Genomic DNA, 19535 nt, shown 5'->3' on the forward strand with positions numbered 1-19535 from the left:
GGGGCCCGCGGACGGCTACACCCTGATCTTTGGCACGCAGGGCACGCAGGCTGCGAATCTGGCCCTGTACAAAAGCGTGCGCTACGACCCGGTGACCGACTTCGTGCCCGTCCATGGCTTGTCTGAAACACCGCTCATGCTCGTGATCAACCCGTCTCGCCCATACAAGACCGTGCCCGAGCTGATTGCCTACGCCAAGGCCAACCCTGGCAAGCTCAACTTCGGTTCAGCAGGCCCGGGCACAGGAACCCACCTCACGGCAGAGCTCTTCCAGACGGCTGCCGGGGTCAAGATGACCCACGTTCCCTACCGCGGCAGCAGTCCCGCCCTGACCGACCTGATGGCCGGCAATGTCGACCTCATGTTCGACTACCCGGCGGTGGTGATGCCGTTCATTCAGGGCAAGAAGCTCACGGCGCTGGCTGTCACCTCCAAAAAGCGACTGGCCAGCGCACCCGATGTGCCGACAGTGGGCGAGCTGGGCATGCCGAGTGCCGAATCGACCGCATGGAGTGCCGTCTTCGTACCGGCCAAGACACCTCCCGAGATCGTGAAGCGCCTGGGCGACGAAATCGCCAAGGCCATCGTGGAGCCCGAGATGCTGCAAAGCACCGAGCGCTTCGGCAGCATCCCTCAAGTCGGCCTGCGCGACGAGAAGCTCGGCGCTTTCGTCAAGTCCGAGATAGTGCGCTGGCGCGCTGTGGTCCAGCAGTCTGGCGCCAAGCTCGACTGAGTCGTTCGCCCCCTTCCTCCACCGCTCTGCCTGAATGACCCTCATGACACAACCCGCGTCCGCCCTGAGACCGCTCCACCCCACCCTGTACCGACTGGCGCAGGACGGTCACTCGCTCGACTTCCTCTTTGCGCAATGCCCCGCTTGCAGCGCGCTCACGTTCCCGTCCAACGCGCCCGGGTGCATGCAATGTGGCGACCCACTCCGGGATGCACAGACATTGCGGCGCCCCGGCGGCGGCGAGTTGCTCGAATTCGTGACGCTGCATGTGCCACTGACGCCCGGCATGGTTGTGCCCAGCATCGCGGGCGACGTGCGCATCGCGCCGGGCATCGTCGAAGAGGGCGTGATCGGCGTCAAGGACGAAGGCTCATTGCGCCCGGGCATGCGCCTGCGCGCTGTGGCCGAGCCCGATGAAGCGCAAGGCGTGTACGCGTGCCGCTTCGTGCCGGAAGAACAGGGAGCGTCCGCATGAACGGCACGCAAGCACAGGACGGCAGCCGTTCGACCAGCGACTGGCTGGACGCCAACGGGGGTGTCTTCATTGCCGGCATCGGCCTGCACCCCTACCAGTTTCCCAGCGACACCCCATACACGCAGCTCGGCCTGACCGCGGTGCGCGCGGCGCTGGAGGATGCAGGAATGCAGTGGCCGCAGGTGAAGAGCGCCTATGTCGGTACCACGTCCATCGGCATGGCCGCCGGGCGCGTGCTGCTGCGCCACCTGGGCTCCACGGGTCTGGCCGTGACCCAGGTGGAGAACGCTTCGGCCTCCGGCTCCTTTGCGTTCCGACAAGCGTGCATGGAGATCGCCACCGGCATGAGCGACGTGGTGCTTGCGCTGGGCGTCGACAAGCACGGGGACGGGCGACGGGCCATCACCAAAGACGGGCTGGAGCGGCTCAGCGACACCGCCACCATCCCGGCCGTGAAGTTCGCCATGATGGCGCGCACCTACCTGCGCGAGCGGGGTGCCAGCGTGGACGAGATGGCCGCCGTGGCGGTGAAGAACCACGCCAACGCGGCACTCAATCCGTTTGCACAGTTCCGCAAGCCGCGCACGCTGGAGCAGGTGCTGGCATCACCGCGCGTGGCAGGCGACCTCACGGTGCAGCAATGCTGCCCGCGTGGAGAAGGTGCAGCCGCTGCCGTGCTGGTATCGGGTCATGCCATCCAGCGTCTGGGTCTGGACGCCAGCCGCTGCGTGCGGGTGCGTGCATCGGTCGCAGGCAGCGAACTCAACGAGCGCCAGTACGGCGACGCGGCCACAGAGCTGGTGCGCACCAGCGCAAGGGAAGCCTTCGAGCAGGCCGGCATCGCCCCCACCGAGCTCGACCTGCTCGAGCTGCACGACGCCTTCTCGGTGGAGGAGCTGATCTACAGCGAGGCCATCGGTGTGTGCGAGCCGGGTGAAGGCGCGCACTACCTCGCCCGGGGCGACTCGCGCATCGGCGGACGCTGCGCCATCAATGCATCCGGGGGACTCATCGGCATGGGCCATCCGCTGGGCCCGACGGGCCTGGGCCAGCTGGCCGAGATCACCCGTCAGTTGCGTGGCGAAGCCGAGGGGCGCCAGCACACACAGGCTCGCTGGGGCATGGCGCACATGATCGGCCTGGGCTCGGTCTCGGTCGCCCACATTCTGGCCGCCGCAGGGTGAACGCCCTCAGGTTCAACACAACGGGAGACTTGCACATGACATCCAACGCCATCCAGGAACTGGGCACGCTGCTGTATGAAGTGCGTGACCGTGTGGCCGTGATCACACTGAACCGGCCCGACCGCATGAACACCCTGGGCGGCACGATGAAGGCCGACCTTGCACGGGCCTTTTTCGAGCTCGCCCGAGAGGACGATGTGGTGCGCGCGGTCCTGGTCACCGGCGCGGGCGACAGGGCCTTCTGCGCAGGCGCCGATATCAAGGAGCGCGCCAATGACGTGGTGCGCGGGACCGAGTACTTCGTGCGCCAGAAGGCCACACATGAACTGTTTCGCCGCATGGAGGAGTTCGAGAAGCCCGTGGTGGCAGCCATCAACGGCGTAGCGCTCGGCGGCGGTCTGGAGATCGCGCTGTGTTGCGACCTCCGACTGGCTGCATCCACCGCACGCTTCGGGCTGCCCGAAATCAAGCTGGGTGTGATTCCAGCCGCAGGCGGCACCCAGCGCCTGCCACGCCTGATCGGCGAGGCGCGCGCCAAAGAACTGATCCTGACCGCCGACCTGATCGACGCAGACACCGCCCACCGCTACGGCATCGTGAGCCGCGTGCTGCCGCCCGACGAGCTCATGCCCGCCGCACTTGAACTGGCGCAACGCATCGCTGCGCATCCGCCCCTCGCAGTGCGCTTTGCCAAAAGCGCGATCCACCGCGGCATGCAGACCGATCTGGACTCAGGCCTGGAATACGAACGCTATGCCGCCGCCATGATCGTTGACAGCGACGACCGCATTGAAGGCATGCGCGCCTTCGTCGAAAAACGTGAACCCCGCTTCACCGGAAGGTGAGCATCCCGCTGACTTATTGAACGAAAGAAGAAAGAACATGCAACTCGGATTGAACTCGCAAGTGGCCCTGGTCACGGGCGGTGGCCAGGGTGTGGGCCGCCAGATCTGCCTGGAACTCGCCGCCGAAGGCGCAAAAGTGGTCGTCAATGACCTGTTCCCTGAGCGCGCTGCGGCGGTGGCGGCCGACATCGTGGCAGCCGGCGGCGCAGCGCTGGCGGCGCCGGCGGACATCACTCAGCAAGATCAGGTGGACGCAATGGTGGAGCAAGCCACCCGCCACTTCGGTCAGCCCGTCACCATTCTGGTGAACAACGCCGGGATCATTCCCGAGCGGCGCGAAAAGGGGGGGCGCACACCCGCCTTCGTGGACATGCCGGTGGTCGACTGGGCCAAGATCGTGAACCTCAATGTCTACGGCACGATGCACTGCTGCAAGGCCGTGCTGCCCGGCATGGTGAGTCACAAGGGCGGCCGGATCATCAACATCATTTCCGAAGCTGGACGCATTGGCGAAGCCAACATGGCCGTGTATTCAGGCGCCAAGGCGGCCATTGCCGGCTTTGCCAAGGCGCTCGCACGCGAACACGGACGCCACTCGGTCACTGTCAATTCGGTGGCCCTGGGCGCGGTCTCTCATGAGGGCATCAAGGACGGTCCACTGAGCGTGGCCGCGACCGTGGAGAACAACGAGTTGCTGGGCAAAATGCTCAACCTCTATCCCATCTCCAAAGGCGTGGGGCGCCTGGCGCGCCCCACCGACGTTTCGGGCGTGGTCGCGTTTCTCGCATCGGACAGAGCCCTGTTCATTACCGGACAGACCATTGGCGCATCGGGCGGCTTTGCCATGGTGTGACGCGCCAGCAGAGCCCTCTCGCGCCCGGCTGCTGCAGCCGGCATCAAGCCGGCAAACGCGCCAACGATGCCTGGATCTCGCCCGCCAGCTTCAGCAAAGGCGCAGACAGCAGCCGTGCCGTGCGCGGCAGGGGTTCATCGGTCGACACGCTGACGTTGAGTGCAAAGGTGCCTTCATCGGTGACCAGGGGCGTGGCCAGTGCCACCACCTCGGGTTGCCAGGAGGCCGCGCAGTAGCCCTGCGTCTGCACCTGCTGGATGGCGGTGTTGATCTCCACCGACAGCTCGCGCCAGTGTGGCCCGGCGCGCTGCTGGAACGTGGCCTGCAAGCGCTTGCGCTTTGATGCCGTGATGGTGGCGAGGTAAGCCCGCCCCAGCGATGTGAGCTCCATCGGCACGCGTTGCCCTGACAACACCTTGCGCAGCGCCACCCGGCGGTTGTAGCGAATGGACTCCAGGTACACCATCTCGTCCTTGTCCGGAGCCGCCAGCCCCACGTTGATGCGCTGGCTCTCGGCCAGCGCGCGCATGAGCGGCGCGGCGGTGGCCAGCACGGTCGAGCCGGTGCGCATGGCGTGCGCGATGCTCAGCACGGGCGCCGCCAGCGCATAGGCACGGCGGCGGGGGTCGTGTTGCAGCAGCCCGGTCAACACCAGCGTTTGCGTCAGCCGGCTGACGGTGGCGGGCGACAGGCCGGTGCGCTCCGCCAGGTCGCCATTGCCCAGCCAGTGGGACCCGGGACGAAACGCCCGCAGGATTTCGATGCCGCGCACCAGCGAACGGTTGGTGGGCGAGCGCCCCAGCCTGGCATCGGGCTCTTCGGTGTCCTCCAGCTGCATGGTCAAGTCCTCCAACGTGCGCGCCCGCCTGCGGGTTCAAGCGCTGGCGCGGTGGCCGAGGGTACCAGTCACCGGCGCCCCCATGCCCGCCACTTCATGCGCGCCACCTCAAGCCAGCACGACGACGCCGTCTGCAGCGCTCACGCCTTCGCCCTGCGCGCGCACAAACACCGGGTTGATCTCCGCTTCCACGAGCCGCTCGCCCAGCTGGGCGGCCATGCCCGAAAACGCCACAATGGCGTCCACCAGCGCATCCACATCGGCCTTGGGGCGCCCACGGAAGCCGTCGAGCAGGGGCCAGGTCTTGAGGTCCTTTGCCATGGCCAGGGCTTCGGCGCGGCACAGGCCGCGCAGGCCGTGTTCGTCCTCGGGAAGCAGGCGCAGCGTGGTGTCCTTGAACAGCTCGGCGGTGACGCCGCCCATGCCCAGCAGCACGGCAGTGCCCAGCGCATCCCGGTGCAGCCCCAGGATCAGCTCGGTGCCGCCGTTCACCATTTCCTGCACCAGGAAACGCTCGGGCGCCACGCCGGTGTGGGCTTGCACGTCGGCCTTCATGCGGGTCAGCCGGGCGCCCACGGTGTCGGCCGTGAGGCCCACGGCCACACCGCCCACATCGCTCTTGTGCGTGATCGTGGACGACAGCATCTTGAGCACCACGCGACCACCGAGCGCCTGGGCGGCGGCCTCGGCTTCGGCGGGGGTCGACACGATGCGCTCGGCCGCGCAGGGCACGCCAAACCGCGCAAACAACTGCTTGGCCTGGGCTTCGTCCAGCGAGCCGGTGGCCGCTTCAAACGCAATGGCCGCACCCACGGGCGGCGCATCCACCGGGGCGGTGAACCGCCCCACCTTGAACATGGCGTCCAGCGCTGCCGTGCAGCTCTCAGCAGCGGCAAACGCGGGCACGCCGTGGCGCGTGAGCAGCGCGCCAATCTCGGGCGCGTGCGGGCTCACGTAGGCCATGATGGGTTTGCCCGAGTCGGGCAGGCAATCGCGGATGGCGTTGGCCATCAGCTCCGGCATGGCCAGGCCGGACGAGCCCACGATGATCACCAGCGCGTCGTAGCTCGGGCTGGCCAGCAGGGCGCGAATGGCGCCGCGCAGCAGGTCGGGGCGCAGGCCGGCCAATGTGACGTCGATCGGGTTGCGGTCAAGCACGGCTTCGCCGCCGGTCTGCAGCGCGCGCAAGGCCTCGGCGGTGGCGGCATCGGGCGCGGGCGTTTCAAACTCTGCCACGCCCAGGTCGTCAGACACCAGCGTGCCGGCACCGCCGGTGCTGGTGAGAATGGCCACGCGTTTGCCCAGCAGCTGTCGGCCGGTGGCCAGCGCCACCGGAATGTCGAGCAGGTCGCTGAAACTCCTGGCACGGATCACGCCCACCTGCCGGAAAAGCGCGTCGTACATGCGGTCTGCGCCGGCCATGGCGCCGGTGTGCGACACCGCCGCCTGGGCACCGGCCTCCGAGCGGCCAATCTTGAAGGCCACCACCGGCTTGCCCGCACGCGCGGCCTTCAGGCAGGCGGCGCGAAATCTGGCGGGGTTGCGGACCGTTTCCACGTAAAGGGCAATCACCTTCGTGGCGGGGTCGTCGGCCAGGTGGTCGATGAAGTCCGCCAGCTCCAGGTCCACCTCGTTGCTGGTGGAAATGAGCTTGCTCAGACCGATGCCACGGGCCGCGGCCCGCGAGAGCAGCGAGCCCAGAATGCCGCCGCTCTGCGACACCACGCCAATGCCGCCCACGGGGAATTCCTCCATCTCCAGGGCGCCCGTGGCCGAGAGCACGATCTTGTCGGTGAGGTTCACCAGGCCGATGGTGTTGGGGCCGAGGATGCGCATGGCGCCCGCCGCCTCCACCAGCTGCTGCTGGCGGCGCGCGCCCTCCTCGCCGGTTTCGGTGTAGCCGCTGGCCAGCACGATGGCGGCGGCGCACCCCCGGGCCGCGAGCTCCTTCACGGCCAGGTGCGCGCGCTCGGCACCGAGCAGCACGATGGCCACGTCCGGCACTTCGGGCAGCGACGCGATGTCGGCGTAGCAGGGCAGATCGCCGATGCGCTCGGCCTTGGGGTTCACCGGCATGATGCGGCCCGCAAAGCCATGCTTCTGCAGGTAGGCCACGGGGCGGCCCGCCGTCTTGCCCGGGTCGGCCGATGCCCCGATGACGGCCACGCTGCGCGGCGCCAGCAACTTCGAGATCGCGTCCATCGGCTTATTCCTTGGCGGCGGCTTTGGCGAGAAACGCTTCCACCGAGGCGCGGTGCTCGCTGCTGGTGTAGCAGATGCCCTGCGCCTGGCTGCCCTGCGCGAACACATCGTGCGAGGTGAGTTCGAAGCTCTGGTTGATGATGGTCTTGGTGAGGGCCAGCGCGGTGCTGGAGGCCTGGCTCAACTCGGCGGCCCAGGCCTGCGCATCGGACACCAGGGTGTCGGCGCTGGTCTTGCGGTCCACGATGCCCAGTGCCAGCGCTTCGTCCACCTTGACCTGGCGGCCCGTGAAGATCAGCTGCTTGGCCATGGACAGGCCCACGCGGCGCGGCAGGAAGTACATGCCGCCGCCATCCGGAATGATGCCGCGCAGCACATACGACCACGCAAAGCTGGCCCACTCGCTGGCGATGATGAAGTCGCAAGCCAGCGCGGTGTCGGCACCGAGCCCGGAGGCCGCGCCGTTCACGGCCGCAATCACCGGCTTGGGGCAGGTGTGCAGCAGGGCCTGCGTGTGGTGCACACGCTGCTGGCGGTGCCAGCCATTGAAGCCCACCTCACCCGCCGGTGCGTTCATGCGCTTTTGCATGCCCGCGATGTCGCCACCGGCACAGAAGCCCTTGCCGGCCCCGGTGAGCACGAGTGCGCGAATGGCCTTGTCGGCGGTGACCGACTCCAGCGCGTGAATGAATTCCGAGCGCATGCCGTCGCTCATGGCGTTGCGCTTGTCGGGGCGGTTGAGGGTCAGCGTGGCAACGCGGTCCACCACCTGCAGTTCGATCAATGAGTAGTCCATGGGGTTGCTTCCTCTTCCTGTGTGTCAGTCGGATTTGATGTTGTTTTCCTTGACGACCTTGCGCCAGCGGGCTTCCTCGGCCTTCACGTAGCGGTCGAATTCGGCCGGGTCGGAAGCCGTCACGGTCAGGCCCTCTTGCGCCACCTTCTGCAGGAACTCGGGCGCTTGCGAGGCCTTCTTGATGGCGGCGTTGAGCTTGGCGATCACCGGAGCCGGCGTGCCTGCGGGCACAAAGAAGCCGTACCAGCTTTCCACCGAGTACCCAGGCACGGTGGAGGCGATGGTGGGCACGCCCTTGAAGGCGGGCGAGGGCTCGGGCGAGGTCACGGCAATGGCGCGCAGCGTGCCTTGCTCGATGAAACCCGCCACCGCTGCGGCCGTGCCAAAGAACAGATCGACCTGACCCCCGCGCAAGTCCGTCATGGCCGGGCCTGCGCCGCGGTACGGAATGTGCAGCAGCTGGGTCTTGGCCAGGTTGTTGAACAGCTCGCCCGCGAGGTGGGCCGATGTGCCGTTGCCCTGCGACGCGTAAGACAGGTTCTTGCCCGCCTTCACCGCGTCCAGGATGTCCTTCACGGTCTTGTACGGGCTGTCCGGGCGCACCACCAGCACGTTGGGGCCACGCCCCACCAGGGTGACGGGGGCAAACGCCGTGTCGTTCGCGTAGGGCAACTTGGGCAGCAGGCTGGGGTTGACCGCGTGCGCCAGCGTGGCGATCACCAGCGTGTAGCCATCGGGCGGGCTTTTGGCGGCAAGGTCGGTGCCGATCACTGTGCCGGCGCCGGGCTTGTTTTCAATGATCACCGACTGACCCAGCTCCTTGGTCATGCCTTGACCGAGGGTGCGCGCGATCAGGTCGGTGCCGCCGCCGGGGGCGAAGGGCACGATGATGCGCACCGGGCGATCGGGGTATTGGGCGTGGGCGGTGCCCGCGAACACGGCCAGGCTGGCCAGGAGGGCGCAGCCGAGCTGGCGGATGGGTGTCGGGAATCGGTTCATGGATGTCTCCTGAGGGGCTCTAACGGCAGGGATTCAAACGCTCGGCACATCTGGGCGCGCCTTAGAACATGGCCGCAAGCTTAGGGGCGCCACCTGCTTTTGTGACCCCTTTCATTCCACTGAATGGAATTCCCAACCCCAGCCACAACCCGGCTCCGGCGGTGCGCCTGCCCGATGTGGCGCAACTTTGCTGGGCGGCTGTCCCATGTCCCGCGCAAGCACGCTGTTTGCGCGCGCGCCAGCAGCGTTGGCCGCGCTGCGACAGAATTCGCCCGGCCAGCCTGCACCGTGCAGGCATTGCAATCTTTGGAGCATTTCCCATGAGCGACCTTTCGCAACCCCAACACCCCGTCCTGCTGGACAAGCTGCAGTGGCGCTACGCCGCCAAGAAGATGGACGCCACCAAACCGGTGCCGCAAGACAAGGTGGACCGCATCGTCGAAGCGGCGCGCCTGGCCCCCACCTCCAGCGGCCTGCAGCCGTTCGAAATCATCGTCGTGACCAGCCAGGCCGTTCGCGAACAGATCAAGCCCATCGCCTGGAACCAGGCCCAGATCACCGACGGCTCGCACCTGCTGGTGTTCGCCGCCTGGGACAACTACACGGCCGAGCGCATCAACCACATGTTCGACCTCACCAACGAACAGCGCGGTGGCACCAACGAAGGCTGGGAAAACTACCCCCAGATGCTGCTCAACAGCTACCCCCAGCGCGACGCCGAGGTGAACTTCAACCACGCCGCCCGCCAGGCCTACATCGGCCTGGGCGCTGCGCTGATCGCAGCCGCCTTTGAAGAAGTCGACAGCACGCCCATGGAGGGCTTCGACCCCGCCAAGCTCGACGAGATCCTGAAACTGCGCGAGCGCGGTCTGCGCAGCGTGGCCATTCTTCCGCTGGGCTACCGCGCGAGCGAAGGCGACTGGCTGGTCAACCTGAAAAAGGTGCGCCGTCCGCTGGCGCAGTTCGCGACGGAAGTGAAGTAAGTGGACATCGCGGGCTGGCTTGATGTGCTGGAAGCTGGCCCGCGGTTGCGACTCAGAAAGAAATGCGGAAATGCGGCGTCGGAGCCTTTGACTTCGAGCTTCAACGCCGCTCCCGCCTTGACCGCCGGCATGGCATAGCCGAGGTTCGCAGGCTGCCGCTGTGCCATCCCATGGCCGAGGGCCTCGAATTGCGCCGTTTCGGAATCCCCGGCGGCCCTCTCAACCGCCTCGCACATTCGGCTGAAGCAAACCCTGCCCTCTCACTCCACCGTCACACTCTTCGCCAGATTCCGCGGCTTGTCGACATCGGTGCCCTTGGCCAGCGCCGTGTGATACGCCAGCATCTGCAGCGGCACCACATGCAGCAGCGGGCTGAGTGCGCCGTAGTGCTCGGGCATGCGGATCACGTGAATGCCTTCGCTGCTGGCGATGCGGGTGTCGGCGTCGGCCAGCACATACAACACGCCGCCGCGCGCGCGCACTTCCTGCATGTTGCTCTTGAGCTTTTCCAGCAGGGTGTCGTTGGGCGCCACGGTCACCACCGGCATGGCGGCGGTCACCAGCGCAAGCGGGCCGTGCTTGAGCTCGCCGGCCGGGTAGGCCTCGGCGTGGATGTAGCTGATTTCCTTGAGCTTCAAGGCACCTTCCAGCGCGATGGGGTAATGCAGCCCGCGGCCCAGGAACAGGGCGTTGTCCATGCGCGCAAAGTCTTCGGCCCAGCTGATCACCTGGGGCTCCAGCGCCAGCACGGCTTGCAGCGCCACGGGCAGGTGGCGCATGGCCTTGAGGTGGCTGGCCTCGGCTTCGTCGCTCAGGTGCCCGCGCGTTTGCGCCAGCGCCAGCGTGAGCAGGAACAGGCCTGCGAGCTGCGTGGTGAAGGCCTTGGTGGAGGCCACGCCAATCTCGACACCCGCGCGGGTGATGTAGGCCAGCTCGCATTCGCGCACCATGGCCGAGGTGGCCACGTTGCACACAGTCAGCGTGTGCTTCATGCCCAGGCTCTGTGCGTGGCGCAGCGCAGCCAGGGTGTCGGCGGTCTCGCCGCTTTGCGTGATGGTCACCACCAGGGTGCGCGGGTTGGGCACGCTGGTGCGGTAGCGGTATTCGCTGGCCACTTCCACCTGCGTGGGGATCTTGGCGATGTCTTCCAGCCAGTACTTGGCGGTGCAGCCGCTGTAGTAGCTGGTGCCGCAGGCCAGGATGAGCACGTTGTCGATCTCTTTGAAGATGCGGTACGCGCCGTCGCCAAACAGCTCGGGGGTGATGCCTTCCAGGCCTTCGAGCGTGTCGCCGATCGCGCGCGGCTGCTCGAAGATTTCCTTTTGCATGTAGTGCCGGTACGGGCCCAGCTCGGCTGCGCCGCTGTGGGCCATCACCGTCTTCACGGGGCGCTGCTCCGCGCCGAGCGCGCGGCCGGCGGCGTCCAGCACCCAGTAGCGGCCCAGCTGCAGGTCGACCAGGTCGCCTTCTTCCAGGTAGACGATCTGGTCGGTCACGCCAGCCAGCGCCATGGCGTCGCTGGCCAGGAAATGCTCGGTGGCGCCCTGGCCCACGCCCAGCACCAGCGGCGAACCGGCGCGCGCGCCCACCACGCGGTGCGGCTCGTCCTTGTGGAACACGGCCAGTGCGTAGGCGCCGTGCAGCTGCGACACGGCGGCCTGCAAGGCCGTGAAGATGTCGCCTTCGTAGAGCGAGTCGATCAGGTGCGCAATGACCTCGGTGTCGGTCTGGCTCTCGAACACATAGCCCTTGGCCTGCAAGGCCGCGCGCAATTCGTCGTGGTTTTCGATGATGCCGTTGTGCACCAGCGCGACACGCCCGGCCGCACCGGCGGCGGCCGCAGGCCCGTGGCTGAAATGGGGGTGGGCGTTGTGCACCACGGGCGCGCCGTGCGTGGCCCAGCGGGTGTGCGCAATGCCGGTGCCGCTGGCAACCGACTCCTGCTGCACCTGTTGCGCCAGCTCGGCCACACGCGCCGTGCTGCGCGCGCGCTGCAGGCCACCGCGGTGCACGGCCACACCGCACGAGTCGTACCCGCGGTACTCCAGCCGCTGCAAGCCTTGAACCAGCACGGGCACGATGTCACGCCCGGAAACCCCTGCCACGATGCCGCACATATCTCGCTCCTTGAATTGGGATGGCGTCGATGCTAAGCAGGTCAAACAGAAATTAATCGCCAAACATTAATAATCTGTGGCCGATAATTTCACCATCACATATCCAAGGTGAAAACTTTCATGAAAGCAGATTCAATGGAATCCATCGTCATTGACGACGCCGATCTCCGCCTGCTGGAGCTCCTGCAGACCGACGCCTCACGCAGCAACCAGACCCTGGCCGAACTGGCCCACCTGTCGCCGCCCACGAGCCTGCGGCGCATCAAGCGGCTGCGGCAAATGGGCCTGATCGAGCGCGAGGTGGCGCTGCTCAGCACCGACAAGCTGGCCCCGCTGCTCGGCAGCGGCCTGACCGCGCTGGTGGAAATCACCCTGGAGCGCCAGGGCGCCGAGCACCTGGACGCGTTTGAAGCGCGCGTGCTGCCCACGCCCGAAGTGCAACAGTGCTACCGCGTGAGCCCCGGCCCCGACTTCATGCTGGTCGTGCACTGCACCGACATGCCGGCGTATCTGGCACTGGCCCAGCAGCTGTTCACCAGCGACGCCAACGTGCGCAACATCAAGGCCTTTTTCAGCCTCAAACGCGCCAAGTTTGAGCCCCGGCTGCCGCTGAACCGCCTGCGCGGCCCGGGCGGTGCATGAACGCGGTGACGCCAACCCACTGCGCGTATTGATGCAAACCTCACAAAAAAGGGGATGCACACCGCGCACACCCGGTTGACGCGCCGAGTCACCTGTAACACGCTTCTAAAATGCCTCAAACAAAGGCATTGGCCGACTTCAAGGAGATTGCATGGATGTGGTGACGATCGCTCTGCTGGGTGCTGCCGCCGTGGTGCTGCTGGCGCTGGGCATCTGGGCGGTTCGCCGGACGAAGCGCCGCGACTCGTCAGGACGGGAAGACCGCTACTCGCCCGAGCGCGTCCTCACGCCCGAGCAGGCCCACATGCTGGACTACCTGCAAGACACCTTTCCCGGCCAGATCGTGCTGCCCAACATGTCGCTCAAGGACATGCTCACCGTGCGCCGCGCCAAAGACCGCGAGCGCGCCGAAGAGCGGCTGGCCGATCAGAAAGTGGACTTCGTGGTCTGTGGCCCCGACGGGCGGCCCAGCTTTGCGTTTGACGTGGAGCAACACCACCTGAGCGACGCCAAGGCCAAGGCGCACAAGGTCAAGATCAAGAACCGCATCCTGAAGACGGCGGGCGTGCGCTTCGTGCTGCTCAAGAACGGCATCCACCGCATGCCCTCACCGGCCGAGTTCCGCACCCAGCTCAACCTGGCCGAACTGCCCAAGCCCAAATCAAAAGAGGAGCGCCGCGAAAGCGCCCTGCAGCAACTGGAGAGCCAGTTCTCCGGCTTTGACCAGCAGCATGGCAACACCGGTTTCCGCGAGTCGGAAATCATGGGCATGAGCGGGCTCATGGACCTGAACCGCAATGGCCGCCGCGGCTTTGACGACAGCCGCGCCAATGGCAACAGCGGCTTCGACGGCAGTTCGCTCGACGTGCGCGGGAGGTAGAGGGGCACCCCCGCCGCGCTTCGCGCGACCCCCTTGAGGGGGCGCGTCCTGCGGCCCGGCGGAGCCGGTTCCGCGGACACTCTGGAATGGGTCCTTTCGCGCCGGAACCTTCTTTCGCTTCTTTCTCTCAGGGCTTCTTCTTGGCCGGGCGCTGCCAGTTCTCCAGCACCATCTGCTTGCCCCGCGCCACCGCCAGCGCACCGGGCGGCGTGCTCTTGGTGATGGTGGAGCCCCCACCCACCGTGCCACCCGCGCCCAGGGTGACGGGTGCCACCAGCACGCAGTTGCTGCCCACGTGCACGTCGGCCTCGATCACGGTGCGGTGCTTGTTGGCGCCGTCGTAGTTGGCGGTGATGCTGCCCGCGCCGTAGTTCACCCGCTCGCCCACCGTGGCATCGCCCAGGTACGCCAGGTGGTTGGCCTTGGCACCGGCCGCCAGGGTGCTGTTTTTCACTTCCACGAAATTGCCGATGTGCACGTCTTCGCCCAGTTGCGCGCCGGGGCGCAGGCGCGCAAATGGCCCCACCAGCGCGCCGCGGCCCACCGACACGCCCAGCTTCTCGCCATCGATGTGGGTGAACGGATGGATCACCGCGCCGGCATCAATCGCGGCGTTGGCGATCACGCAGTTCGCACCGATGCGCACGCCGTCGCCCAGCTTCACGCGGCCTTCAAATACGCAGTTGACGTCGATGTCGACGTCCTGCCCGCACATCAGCTCCCCGCGCACGTCCAACCGCGCCGGATCGGCCAGGCGCACGCCCTGCTCCATCAGCGCGTGGGCCAGGCGGCGCTGGCAGGCGCGCTCCAGCTCGGCCAGTTGCAGCGGGCTGTTGACGCCCGCCACCTCGACCTCGTCGCGCGTGGTGACCGCGCGCACCACCCGCCCCTGCGCCACCGCGTGTTTGACCACATCGGTCAGGTAGTACTCGTGCTGGCTGTTGTCGTTGGTCAGGCCTTGCAGCAACGGCTTGAGAAGGGCAGCCGGCGCCGCCATCACGCCGCTGTACCACTCGGTGATGCGGCGCTGCGCCTCGTTCGCGTCCTTGTGCTCGACGATGGCAAGCACCGAGCGGTCGGCATCCTGCGAGCGCACGATGCGGCCATAGCCGGTGGCGTCACCCCCCGTGTCCACCGTGAGCAGCGCCAGGTGCTGGCCCTCGCACGCCTGCAGCAGGGCCTGCAGCGTGGCCTGGCCAATCAGCGGCACATCGCCATTGAGGATGAGCACCACGCCGTCGTCGGGCAGCACCGGCACGGCCTGCTGCACCGCGTGGCCCGTGCCGAGCTGGGGCTCCTGGCGCACATAGCGCAGGCGCGGCGCGGCACTGTCTGGCGTGCCCAGGGGTTGGCTCAGACCGGCTTCGACTTGTTCAGCGCCGTGGCCGGTGATCACCACCACCGAGCGCGCCGATAACCGCGCGGCGCAGTCGATGACGTGCTGCGCCAGTGCGCGACCGGCCAAACGGTGCAACACTTTGGGCCGCAGACTTTTCATGCGCGTGCCTTTGCCGGCCGCCATCACCACCACATCCACTGGGAACGACATGAAAACCTCTTGCAAAAACAGGTGGCTCGGCGTTCTTGCCAGCCAGCAACAGCGGCGAATTATCGCCCGCCATGCGCTGCGCCTGGGCGCTGCCGCGGCACTCGCGCTCACCCTGGCCGCCTGCACCGCCACGCGCTTTGCCTACAACCAGGCCCCCACCGTGAGCTACTGGTGGATCGACCGCTACGTCGACCTGAGCGATGCACAAACCACCCAGACGCGCGAAGACCTCAACGCCTTCTTTCAGTGGCACCGCCGCCAGGAACTCCCCACCTACGCCAGCCTGCTGCGCCAGTGGCAGGCCATGGCCGGTGACAGCGTGACGCCCGCGCAGGCCTGCAGCCAGTTCGACGACATTCGCCAGCGGCTGGACCGCGCCGCCGCCGAAGCGGTGGAGCCCTTTGCACGCCTGGCCGTGCAGCTCAGCCCCGCGCAACTGGAGAACCTGAAGCAGCAGCAGGCCGAGAGCAACGAGAAGTTTGAAAAGGACTTCTTGAGCGGCACGCCGGAGCAGCGCCTCAACAAGCGGCTCGACAAGGCGCTGGAGCGCAGCGAATCCTTCTACGGCAAGCTCAACCCCGCGCAGCGCGACCTGCTGCGCGAGCTGCTGCGCAAGTCGCCCTTTGACGCGCAGCGCACCCAGGCCGAGCGCCTGCGCCGCCAGGCCGACCTGCTGCAGACCGTGCGCGAGGCGCAGGCCGCGCCGGCCAAGGCCCGGCAGCTGGTGCGCGAACACATCGATCGCATTCGCCATTCACCTGTGCCCGAGTACGAGGCCTACAACCGCGAGCTGATCCGCCAGGGTTGCGCCCAGTTCGCCACCCTGCACAACAGCACCAGCGCCGAACAGCGCGCCAACGCCGCGCGCGTGCTCAAGGGTTACGAGGACGACCTGCGCGTCCTCAGCGCCCAGCGCTGAGCGCCATCGCGCAAGATCGGGACGACCCCGCTTCTCTGCGCGTGGCGGATGAGCCGTCAGCCCAGCCTCATCCAGCCCCACACCAGCGCCAGCGTCAGCAGCGTCACCGGGATGCCGGTGACGGCGTGGCGCTTCCAGTCGATCACGATGCCCTGCTGGCGCGCAAGGTCGGCCACGATCAGGTTGGCGATCGAGCCCACCAGCAACAGGTTGCCGGCAAAGGTGGTCACCAGCGCCAGCATCACGCCGGCCTGCTCGCCACTGCCCCCCAGGTGCGGCAGCAGCAGCATGACCGCGGGCACGTTGGACACCAGGTTGGAAAGCAATGCGCCTGCCACCAGCAATGGCCCGGGGTCGGTCAGGTGCACACCCTGCGTACCCAGCCAGGCCACGGCCTGTGCGGCCAGGCCGGTGGTTTCGAAGGCGTGGTTCACGACGAACAGACCCATGAACAACAGCAGCAGCGGCCAGTCAATCAGCCCCAGCACATGCGACGAATGCAGACGCCGGCTGAGCAGCAAGACGCCCGCGCCCACCAGAGCCGCCACGTCGCGCGGCCAGTCGGAGAACAGGAAGATGACCATGAGCGCGCCGGCCACCACCAGGCCCTTGGCCGTCTGCCAGGGGTCAAACGCCGGCTCCTCGGGTGGTGCCTCGGCCACGGCAGCGTGCGGCGTCGGGCCGGCATCGGCCGCTGGCGCGGTGCGCGCTCCCGGCCCGTAAGCCAGCCACAGCCACAACAGCACCAGCGCGATGGCCACCGGCGGCCAGGCCTGGCGCACGTAACCGCCAAACGGCAACTGCAGCACCGAGCCAATCAGCATATTCTGCGGGTTGCCGATCAGCGTCGCCGCCGAGCCGATGTTGGCCGCGCAGGCCAGACCGATAAGGAAGGGCAACGGGTTCAGGCCGCGCTGCAGGCACAACCGCGCCACCACCGGCGTCATGGCCAGGCAGATGACGTCGTTGGAAAACACCGCCGAGAGCGCGCCCGAGACCACGATCAGCGCGGCCAGCAGGCCGTTGCGCGACAGCGGCATGGCGCCCACGCGCCGCGTCACCGCACCATAAAAGCCGCCCAACCGCATCTGCGCCGACACCACCATGAACGCAAACAGCAGCACGATGGTGGGCAGATCGATGGCGCGCGCGGCGTCTTCCACCGGCAAGCCACTGAGCCCGATCACCGCGATGGCGCCCAGCAGCGCCACGCCCGAACGGTCCAGCTTCAGGCGCGGCAGGCCGCCCAGAAACATGCCGAGGTACACCGTGGCAAAAATCGCGACGATGCCCCAGTCGGTGGCGGAGTGTTCAAGCAAGGGCGTGGGCATGGGCGGTGGTGATGGGCAGCGCAGATCGTAGCCGCAGGCAAAAGAAAAGCCGCCCGAAGGCGGCTGGTCGATGGGATCGCTGCGGCATCAGGCCTGCAGGGCGCTCCACATTTCCTTGTCGCGCTCGGCCGTCCAGATGCGCGGGTTCTTGATGCCTTTGGCTTCGTCGTAAGCCCGGCTCACGTCAAACGGCAGGCAGTGTTCGTAGATGAACACGTGGCCAAACACCGGGTCCATGCTCTTGCGGGTGTGGGCCATGGCGGCCTTGAGGTCCATGCCGGCAGCAGCGGCTTCCTTGCCAGCCTGGAACAGCGTGGTCACCCAGCGCTTCGTGTAGTCCAGTGCCTTGTTCACATCGGCGTTGCCTTTCATGGCTTCGCCACGGCCGGGCACGATGTACTCGGCGCCCAAGGCGCGCAGTGCTTCGAGCGTGGCGGGCCATTCTTCGAGTTGCGCGTCGCCGGTGTACACGCCGGCTTCGTACTCCACCAGGTCGCCGCTGAACAGCACCTTCTCTTCTTCCACCCAGGCGATGGTGTCGCCGCGCGTGTGGCCAGCGCCCGGGTGCCAGATCTGCACCTTCACGCCACCCAGGTCCACCTCCAGGCTGCCCTGGCGGCCGGGCTTGCCGTCGCCCACCACCAGCGTCGGCCAGGTGAGCCCGGGCACGCTGTCTGCGCCGCGGAACAGGCGCGGGAAGCGCTCCATTTCGCTCTGCATGTCCTGCGCGCCGCGCTCCACGATGAGTTCGTAGGTGCCGCGGCTGGCGATCACTTCGGTGGCGCCTTCGGCCAGGTAGGCACTCGCTCCCAGCACGCGCACCGCGTGGTAGTGCGTCAGCAGCACGTATTTGATGGGTTTGTCCGAGACCTTGCGGATCTGCTTGATGAGGTCTTGCGCCATGGCCGGGGTGGCGGTGGCGTCGCTCACCATGATGAACTTCTCGCCAATGATCACGCCCGAGTTCGGGTCGCCTTCGGCGGTGTAGGCCCAGCAGTGCGGGCTGAGCTGTTCGAAGGTGGTTTTCTTGTCTTCCAGGTCGGCCTGGGAGGCGAAAGCTTTGCTCATGACGGATCTCCGAGTGGGTAAGCCCGAAATTTTACCTAAACGAAATCAATTACGCATAAGTGAATTGAAATCACGGACCGGAATTGCCAGAAAAGCCACGCTCCAGCACGTCAACCACCTCGTCGGCAAAGGCGCTGTAGCTCATGGTGCCACCCGGACGCAGCCAGGTGAAAGTCCAGTTGATCATGCCGAACACCATCATGGTGAGCGCGGTCTGGTTGGCGGGCGTCACGCGCTCGGGGTAGGCGCGCTTGAGGAAGCGGGTGAAGGCGGCCACCACGTCGCGCTGGCGGTTGAGGATCAGCTCGCGCTGCACGTCGCCCAGGAATTTCGTGTCCGAGAGCAGGGCCACATGGCGCGTGGCCGAGGTCTCGTACTCGGCCAGGAACGCCCGCACCAGCTCGCTGAGGGCGTCGCGCTCGCTCAGGTTCTTGCGCTGCGCGCGCCCTTCCGCCTCGCCAATCAGGGCCAGCAGGCGCTGCGTGTACCGGTCGAGCAGGTCGAACAGGATCGCCTCCTTGCTCTCGTAGTAGTGGTAGAGCCGTGCCTTGCTCGTGCCGAAGGCGGTGGCGATGTCGTTCATGCTGGCGGCGGGAAAGCTCTGCTGGGCAAAGCACCGCGCTGCCACGTCGAGGATCTCGTCTCGGCGCAGGTCGTGGGAAGCGGACTTGGGTCGGGCCATGGCTGGATTGTCGCCCGCGACGCGCTTACGATGCACCGATGGTCAAAGCCGTCGATCCCTTTGCAATGCATGCCTGCGAGCTGCTCTCGTGCGTGGGGCCCTGCGTGGCGCTGCGCATGTTCGGTGGCTGGGGCATTTCCACTGACGGCATGAACATCGCGATCATTGCCTGGGACACGCTCTTCCTCAAGACCAACGCCGAGACGCAGCCTCGCTGGCTGGCCGCCGGAGGCCGCCCCTTTGTGTACGAAGCCAAGGGCAAGGCCATGACCCTGAACTACCACACCCCGCCCGACGAAGCACTGGAGTCGCCAGCGCTCATGCTGCCCTGGGCCCGGCTGGCGCTCGAAGCCGCCGTGGCCGCGCGCCAGCCCCGCCGCAAACGCGGCTGATCGCCAGGCGCAGCGTGGGAGCAACGGGCCAGCCGCCGGGCCGCCCC

General features: G+C 67.0%; 19 protein-coding genes. 10 read left to right on the top strand and 9 right to left on the bottom strand.

What is annotated here, in order from left to right:
• The 5 genes from KXJ60_RS17030 to KXJ60_RS17050 all read left to right on the top strand — a co-directional run.
• Positions 1–733: tripartite tricarboxylate transporter substrate-binding protein (locus tag KXJ60_RS17030; RefSeq protein ID WP_291130759.1), on the top strand; the 733-nt coding region annotated here is incomplete at its 5' end.
• A 43-nt stretch (positions 734–776) separates the two neighbouring features.
• Positions 777–1208, top strand: coding sequence for a hypothetical protein (locus KXJ60_RS17035; protein WP_291130761.1), 432 nt, complete (start codon positions 777–779; stop codon positions 1206–1208).
• On the top strand, positions 1205–2392 hold the full coding sequence (locus tag KXJ60_RS17040; RefSeq protein ID WP_291130763.1) for a thiolase family protein: 1188 nt from the start codon (positions 1205–1207) through the stop codon (positions 2390–2392). Before KXJ60_RS17035 ends, KXJ60_RS17040 begins: the two co-directional genes overlap by 4 nt.
• Positions 2393–2427: 35 nt before the next feature.
• Positions 2428–3237: an enoyl-CoA hydratase-related protein gene (locus KXJ60_RS17045; RefSeq protein ID WP_291130766.1), complete on the top strand. Its 810-nt coding sequence runs from the start codon at positions 2428–2430 to the stop codon at positions 3235–3237.
• A gap of 37 nt (positions 3238–3274) precedes the next feature.
• Complete coding sequence (locus KXJ60_RS17050; RefSeq protein ID WP_291130768.1) at positions 3275–4090, top strand: SDR family NAD(P)-dependent oxidoreductase; 816 nt, start codon at positions 3275–3277, stop codon at positions 4088–4090.
• Between the two features lie 43 nt (positions 4091–4133).
• On the opposite strand, the gene KXJ60_RS17055 is transcribed toward KXJ60_RS17050, so the two are convergent.
• From KXJ60_RS17055 to KXJ60_RS17070, 4 genes are all read right to left on the bottom strand, one after another.
• Positions 4134–4928, bottom strand: coding sequence for a helix-turn-helix domain-containing protein (locus KXJ60_RS17055; protein WP_291130770.1), 795 nt, complete (start codon positions 4926–4928; stop codon positions 4134–4136).
• Positions 4929–5036: 108 nt separating this feature from the next.
• Positions 5037–7130 carry an acetate--CoA ligase family protein gene (locus KXJ60_RS17060; protein WP_291130772.1) on the bottom strand — a complete coding sequence of 698 codons (2094 nt, stop codon included), beginning with the start codon at positions 7128–7130 and terminating at the stop codon, positions 5037–5039.
• A gap of 4 nt (positions 7131–7134) precedes the next feature.
• Positions 7135–7926, bottom strand: coding sequence for an enoyl-CoA hydratase/isomerase family protein (locus KXJ60_RS17065; RefSeq protein ID WP_291130778.1), 792 nt, complete (start codon positions 7924–7926; stop codon positions 7135–7137).
• Between the two features lie 24 nt (positions 7927–7950).
• A complete protein-coding gene (locus KXJ60_RS17070) occupies positions 7951–8925 on the bottom strand; it encodes a tripartite tricarboxylate transporter substrate binding protein (protein WP_291130779.1) in 975 nt (324 codons plus the stop codon).
• A 320-nt stretch (positions 8926–9245) separates the two neighbouring features.
• Here KXJ60_RS17070 and KXJ60_RS17075 point away from each other — a divergent pair, with 320 nt between their 5' ends.
• Positions 9246–9908, top strand: coding sequence for a nitroreductase family protein (locus tag KXJ60_RS17075; RefSeq protein ID WP_291130780.1), 663 nt, complete (start codon positions 9246–9248; stop codon positions 9906–9908).
• A gap of 260 nt (positions 9909–10168) precedes the next feature.
• Here KXJ60_RS17075 and glmS read toward each other — a convergent pair whose 3' ends face one another.
• On the bottom strand, positions 10169–12025 hold the full coding sequence (glmS, locus tag KXJ60_RS17080) for a glutamine--fructose-6-phosphate transaminase (isomerizing) (protein WP_291130782.1): 1857 nt from the start codon (positions 12023–12025) through the stop codon (positions 10169–10171).
• Positions 12026–12160: 135 nt separating this feature from the next.
• On the opposite strand from glmS, the gene KXJ60_RS17085 reads away from it, so the two are divergent.
• The gene (locus KXJ60_RS17085; protein WP_291130803.1) at positions 12161–12667 is read left to right on the top strand and encodes an Lrp/AsnC family transcriptional regulator; all 507 of its coding nucleotides are present in this window, start codon (positions 12161–12163) and stop codon (positions 12665–12667) included.
• A 151-nt stretch (positions 12668–12818) separates the two neighbouring features.
• Entirely contained in the window at positions 12819–13547 is a 729-nt protein-coding gene (locus KXJ60_RS17090) for a DUF2726 domain-containing protein (protein WP_291130784.1), read from the top strand.
• A 127-nt stretch (positions 13548–13674) separates the two neighbouring features.
• Here the strand turns inward: KXJ60_RS17090 and glmU are convergent, their stop codons facing one another.
• Entirely contained in the window at positions 13675–15096 is a 1422-nt protein-coding gene (glmU, locus tag KXJ60_RS17095; RefSeq protein WP_291130787.1) for a bifunctional UDP-N-acetylglucosamine diphosphorylase/glucosamine-1-phosphate N-acetyltransferase GlmU, read from the bottom strand.
• Between glmU and KXJ60_RS17100 the strand changes: the two genes are divergently transcribed.
• Entirely contained in the window at positions 15095–16015 is a 921-nt protein-coding gene (locus tag KXJ60_RS17100) for a DUF6279 family lipoprotein (protein WP_291130790.1), read from the top strand. The two genes, glmU and KXJ60_RS17100, sit on opposite strands and share 2 nt — an antisense overlap.
• 56 nt (positions 16016–16071) lie before the next feature.
• Here KXJ60_RS17100 and KXJ60_RS17105 read toward each other — a convergent pair whose 3' ends face one another.
• The 3 genes from KXJ60_RS17105 to KXJ60_RS17115 all read right to left on the bottom strand — a co-directional run bounded on the left by KXJ60_RS17105 (position 16072) and on the right by KXJ60_RS17115 (position 19096).
• Positions 16072–17346, bottom strand: a complete 1275-nt coding sequence (locus KXJ60_RS17105; RefSeq protein WP_291130792.1) for an anion transporter — start codon at positions 17344–17346, stop codon at positions 16072–16074.
• An 87-nt stretch (positions 17347–17433) separates the two neighbouring features.
• On the bottom strand, positions 17434–18414 hold the full coding sequence (locus KXJ60_RS17110) for an MBL fold metallo-hydrolase (protein WP_291130795.1): 981 nt from the start codon (positions 18412–18414) through the stop codon (positions 17434–17436).
• A gap of 70 nt (positions 18415–18484) precedes the next feature.
• A complete protein-coding gene (locus KXJ60_RS17115; RefSeq protein ID WP_291130798.1) occupies positions 18485–19096 on the bottom strand; it encodes a TetR/AcrR family transcriptional regulator in 612 nt (203 codons plus the stop codon).
• Between the two features lie 38 nt (positions 19097–19134).
• On the opposite strand from KXJ60_RS17115, the gene KXJ60_RS17120 reads away from it, so the two are divergent.
• On the top strand, positions 19135–19488 hold the full coding sequence (locus KXJ60_RS17120; RefSeq protein WP_291130801.1) for a TfoX/Sxy family protein: 354 nt from the start codon (positions 19135–19137) through the stop codon (positions 19486–19488).
• Positions 19489–19535: the final 47 nt, after the last annotated feature.

The organism is Hydrogenophaga sp. (genome assembly GCF_019264445.1).
GTDB lineage: Bacteria > Pseudomonadota > Gammaproteobacteria > Burkholderiales > Burkholderiaceae_C > Hydrogenophaga.

Excerpts from the sequence above, each read along its gene's own strand:
- KXJ60_RS17035 (WP_291130761.1), top strand. The coding sequence starts at position 777 with ATGACACAACCCGCGTCCGCCCTGAGACCGCTCCACCCCACCCTGTAC.
- KXJ60_RS17040 (WP_291130763.1), top strand. The coding sequence starts at position 1,205 with ATGAACGGCACGCAAGCACAGGACGGCAGCCGTTCGACCAGCGACTGG.
- KXJ60_RS17045 (WP_291130766.1), top strand. The coding sequence starts at position 2,428 with ATGACATCCAACGCCATCCAGGAACTGGGCACGCTGCTGTATGAAGTG.
- KXJ60_RS17050 (WP_291130768.1), top strand. The coding sequence starts at position 3,275 with ATGCAACTCGGATTGAACTCGCAAGTGGCCCTGGTCACGGGCGGTGGC.
- KXJ60_RS17055 (WP_291130770.1), bottom strand. The coding sequence starts at position 4,928 with ATGCAGCTGGAGGACACCGAAGAGCCCGATGCCAGGCTGGGGCGCTCG.
- KXJ60_RS17060 (WP_291130772.1), bottom strand. The coding sequence starts at position 7,130 with ATGGACGCGATCTCGAAGTTGCTGGCGCCGCGCAGCGTGGCCGTCATC.
- KXJ60_RS17065 (WP_291130778.1), bottom strand. The coding sequence starts at position 7,926 with ATGGACTACTCATTGATCGAACTGCAGGTGGTGGACCGCGTTGCCACG.
- KXJ60_RS17070 (WP_291130779.1), bottom strand. The coding sequence starts at position 8,925 with ATGAACCGATTCCCGACACCCATCCGCCAGCTCGGCTGCGCCCTCCTG.
- KXJ60_RS17075 (WP_291130780.1), top strand. The coding sequence starts at position 9,246 with ATGAGCGACCTTTCGCAACCCCAACACCCCGTCCTGCTGGACAAGCTG.
- glmS (WP_291130782.1), bottom strand. The coding sequence starts at position 12,025 with ATGTGCGGCATCGTGGCAGGGGTTTCCGGGCGTGACATCGTGCCCGTG.
- KXJ60_RS17085 (WP_291130803.1), top strand. The coding sequence starts at position 12,161 with ATGGAATCCATCGTCATTGACGACGCCGATCTCCGCCTGCTGGAGCTC.
- KXJ60_RS17090 (WP_291130784.1), top strand. The coding sequence starts at position 12,819 with ATGGATGTGGTGACGATCGCTCTGCTGGGTGCTGCCGCCGTGGTGCTG.
- KXJ60_RS17100 (WP_291130790.1), top strand. The coding sequence starts at position 15,095 with ATGAAAACCTCTTGCAAAAACAGGTGGCTCGGCGTTCTTGCCAGCCAG.
- glmU (WP_291130787.1), bottom strand. The coding sequence starts at position 15,096 with ATGTCGTTCCCAGTGGATGTGGTGGTGATGGCGGCCGGCAAAGGCACG.
- KXJ60_RS17105 (WP_291130792.1), bottom strand. The coding sequence starts at position 17,346 with ATGCCCACGCCCTTGCTTGAACACTCCGCCACCGACTGGGGCATCGTC.
- KXJ60_RS17110 (WP_291130795.1), bottom strand. The coding sequence starts at position 18,414 with ATGAGCAAAGCTTTCGCCTCCCAGGCCGACCTGGAAGACAAGAAAACC.
- KXJ60_RS17115 (WP_291130798.1), bottom strand. The coding sequence starts at position 19,096 with ATGGCCCGACCCAAGTCCGCTTCCCACGACCTGCGCCGAGACGAGATC.
- KXJ60_RS17120 (WP_291130801.1), top strand. The coding sequence starts at position 19,135 with ATGGTCAAAGCCGTCGATCCCTTTGCAATGCATGCCTGCGAGCTGCTC.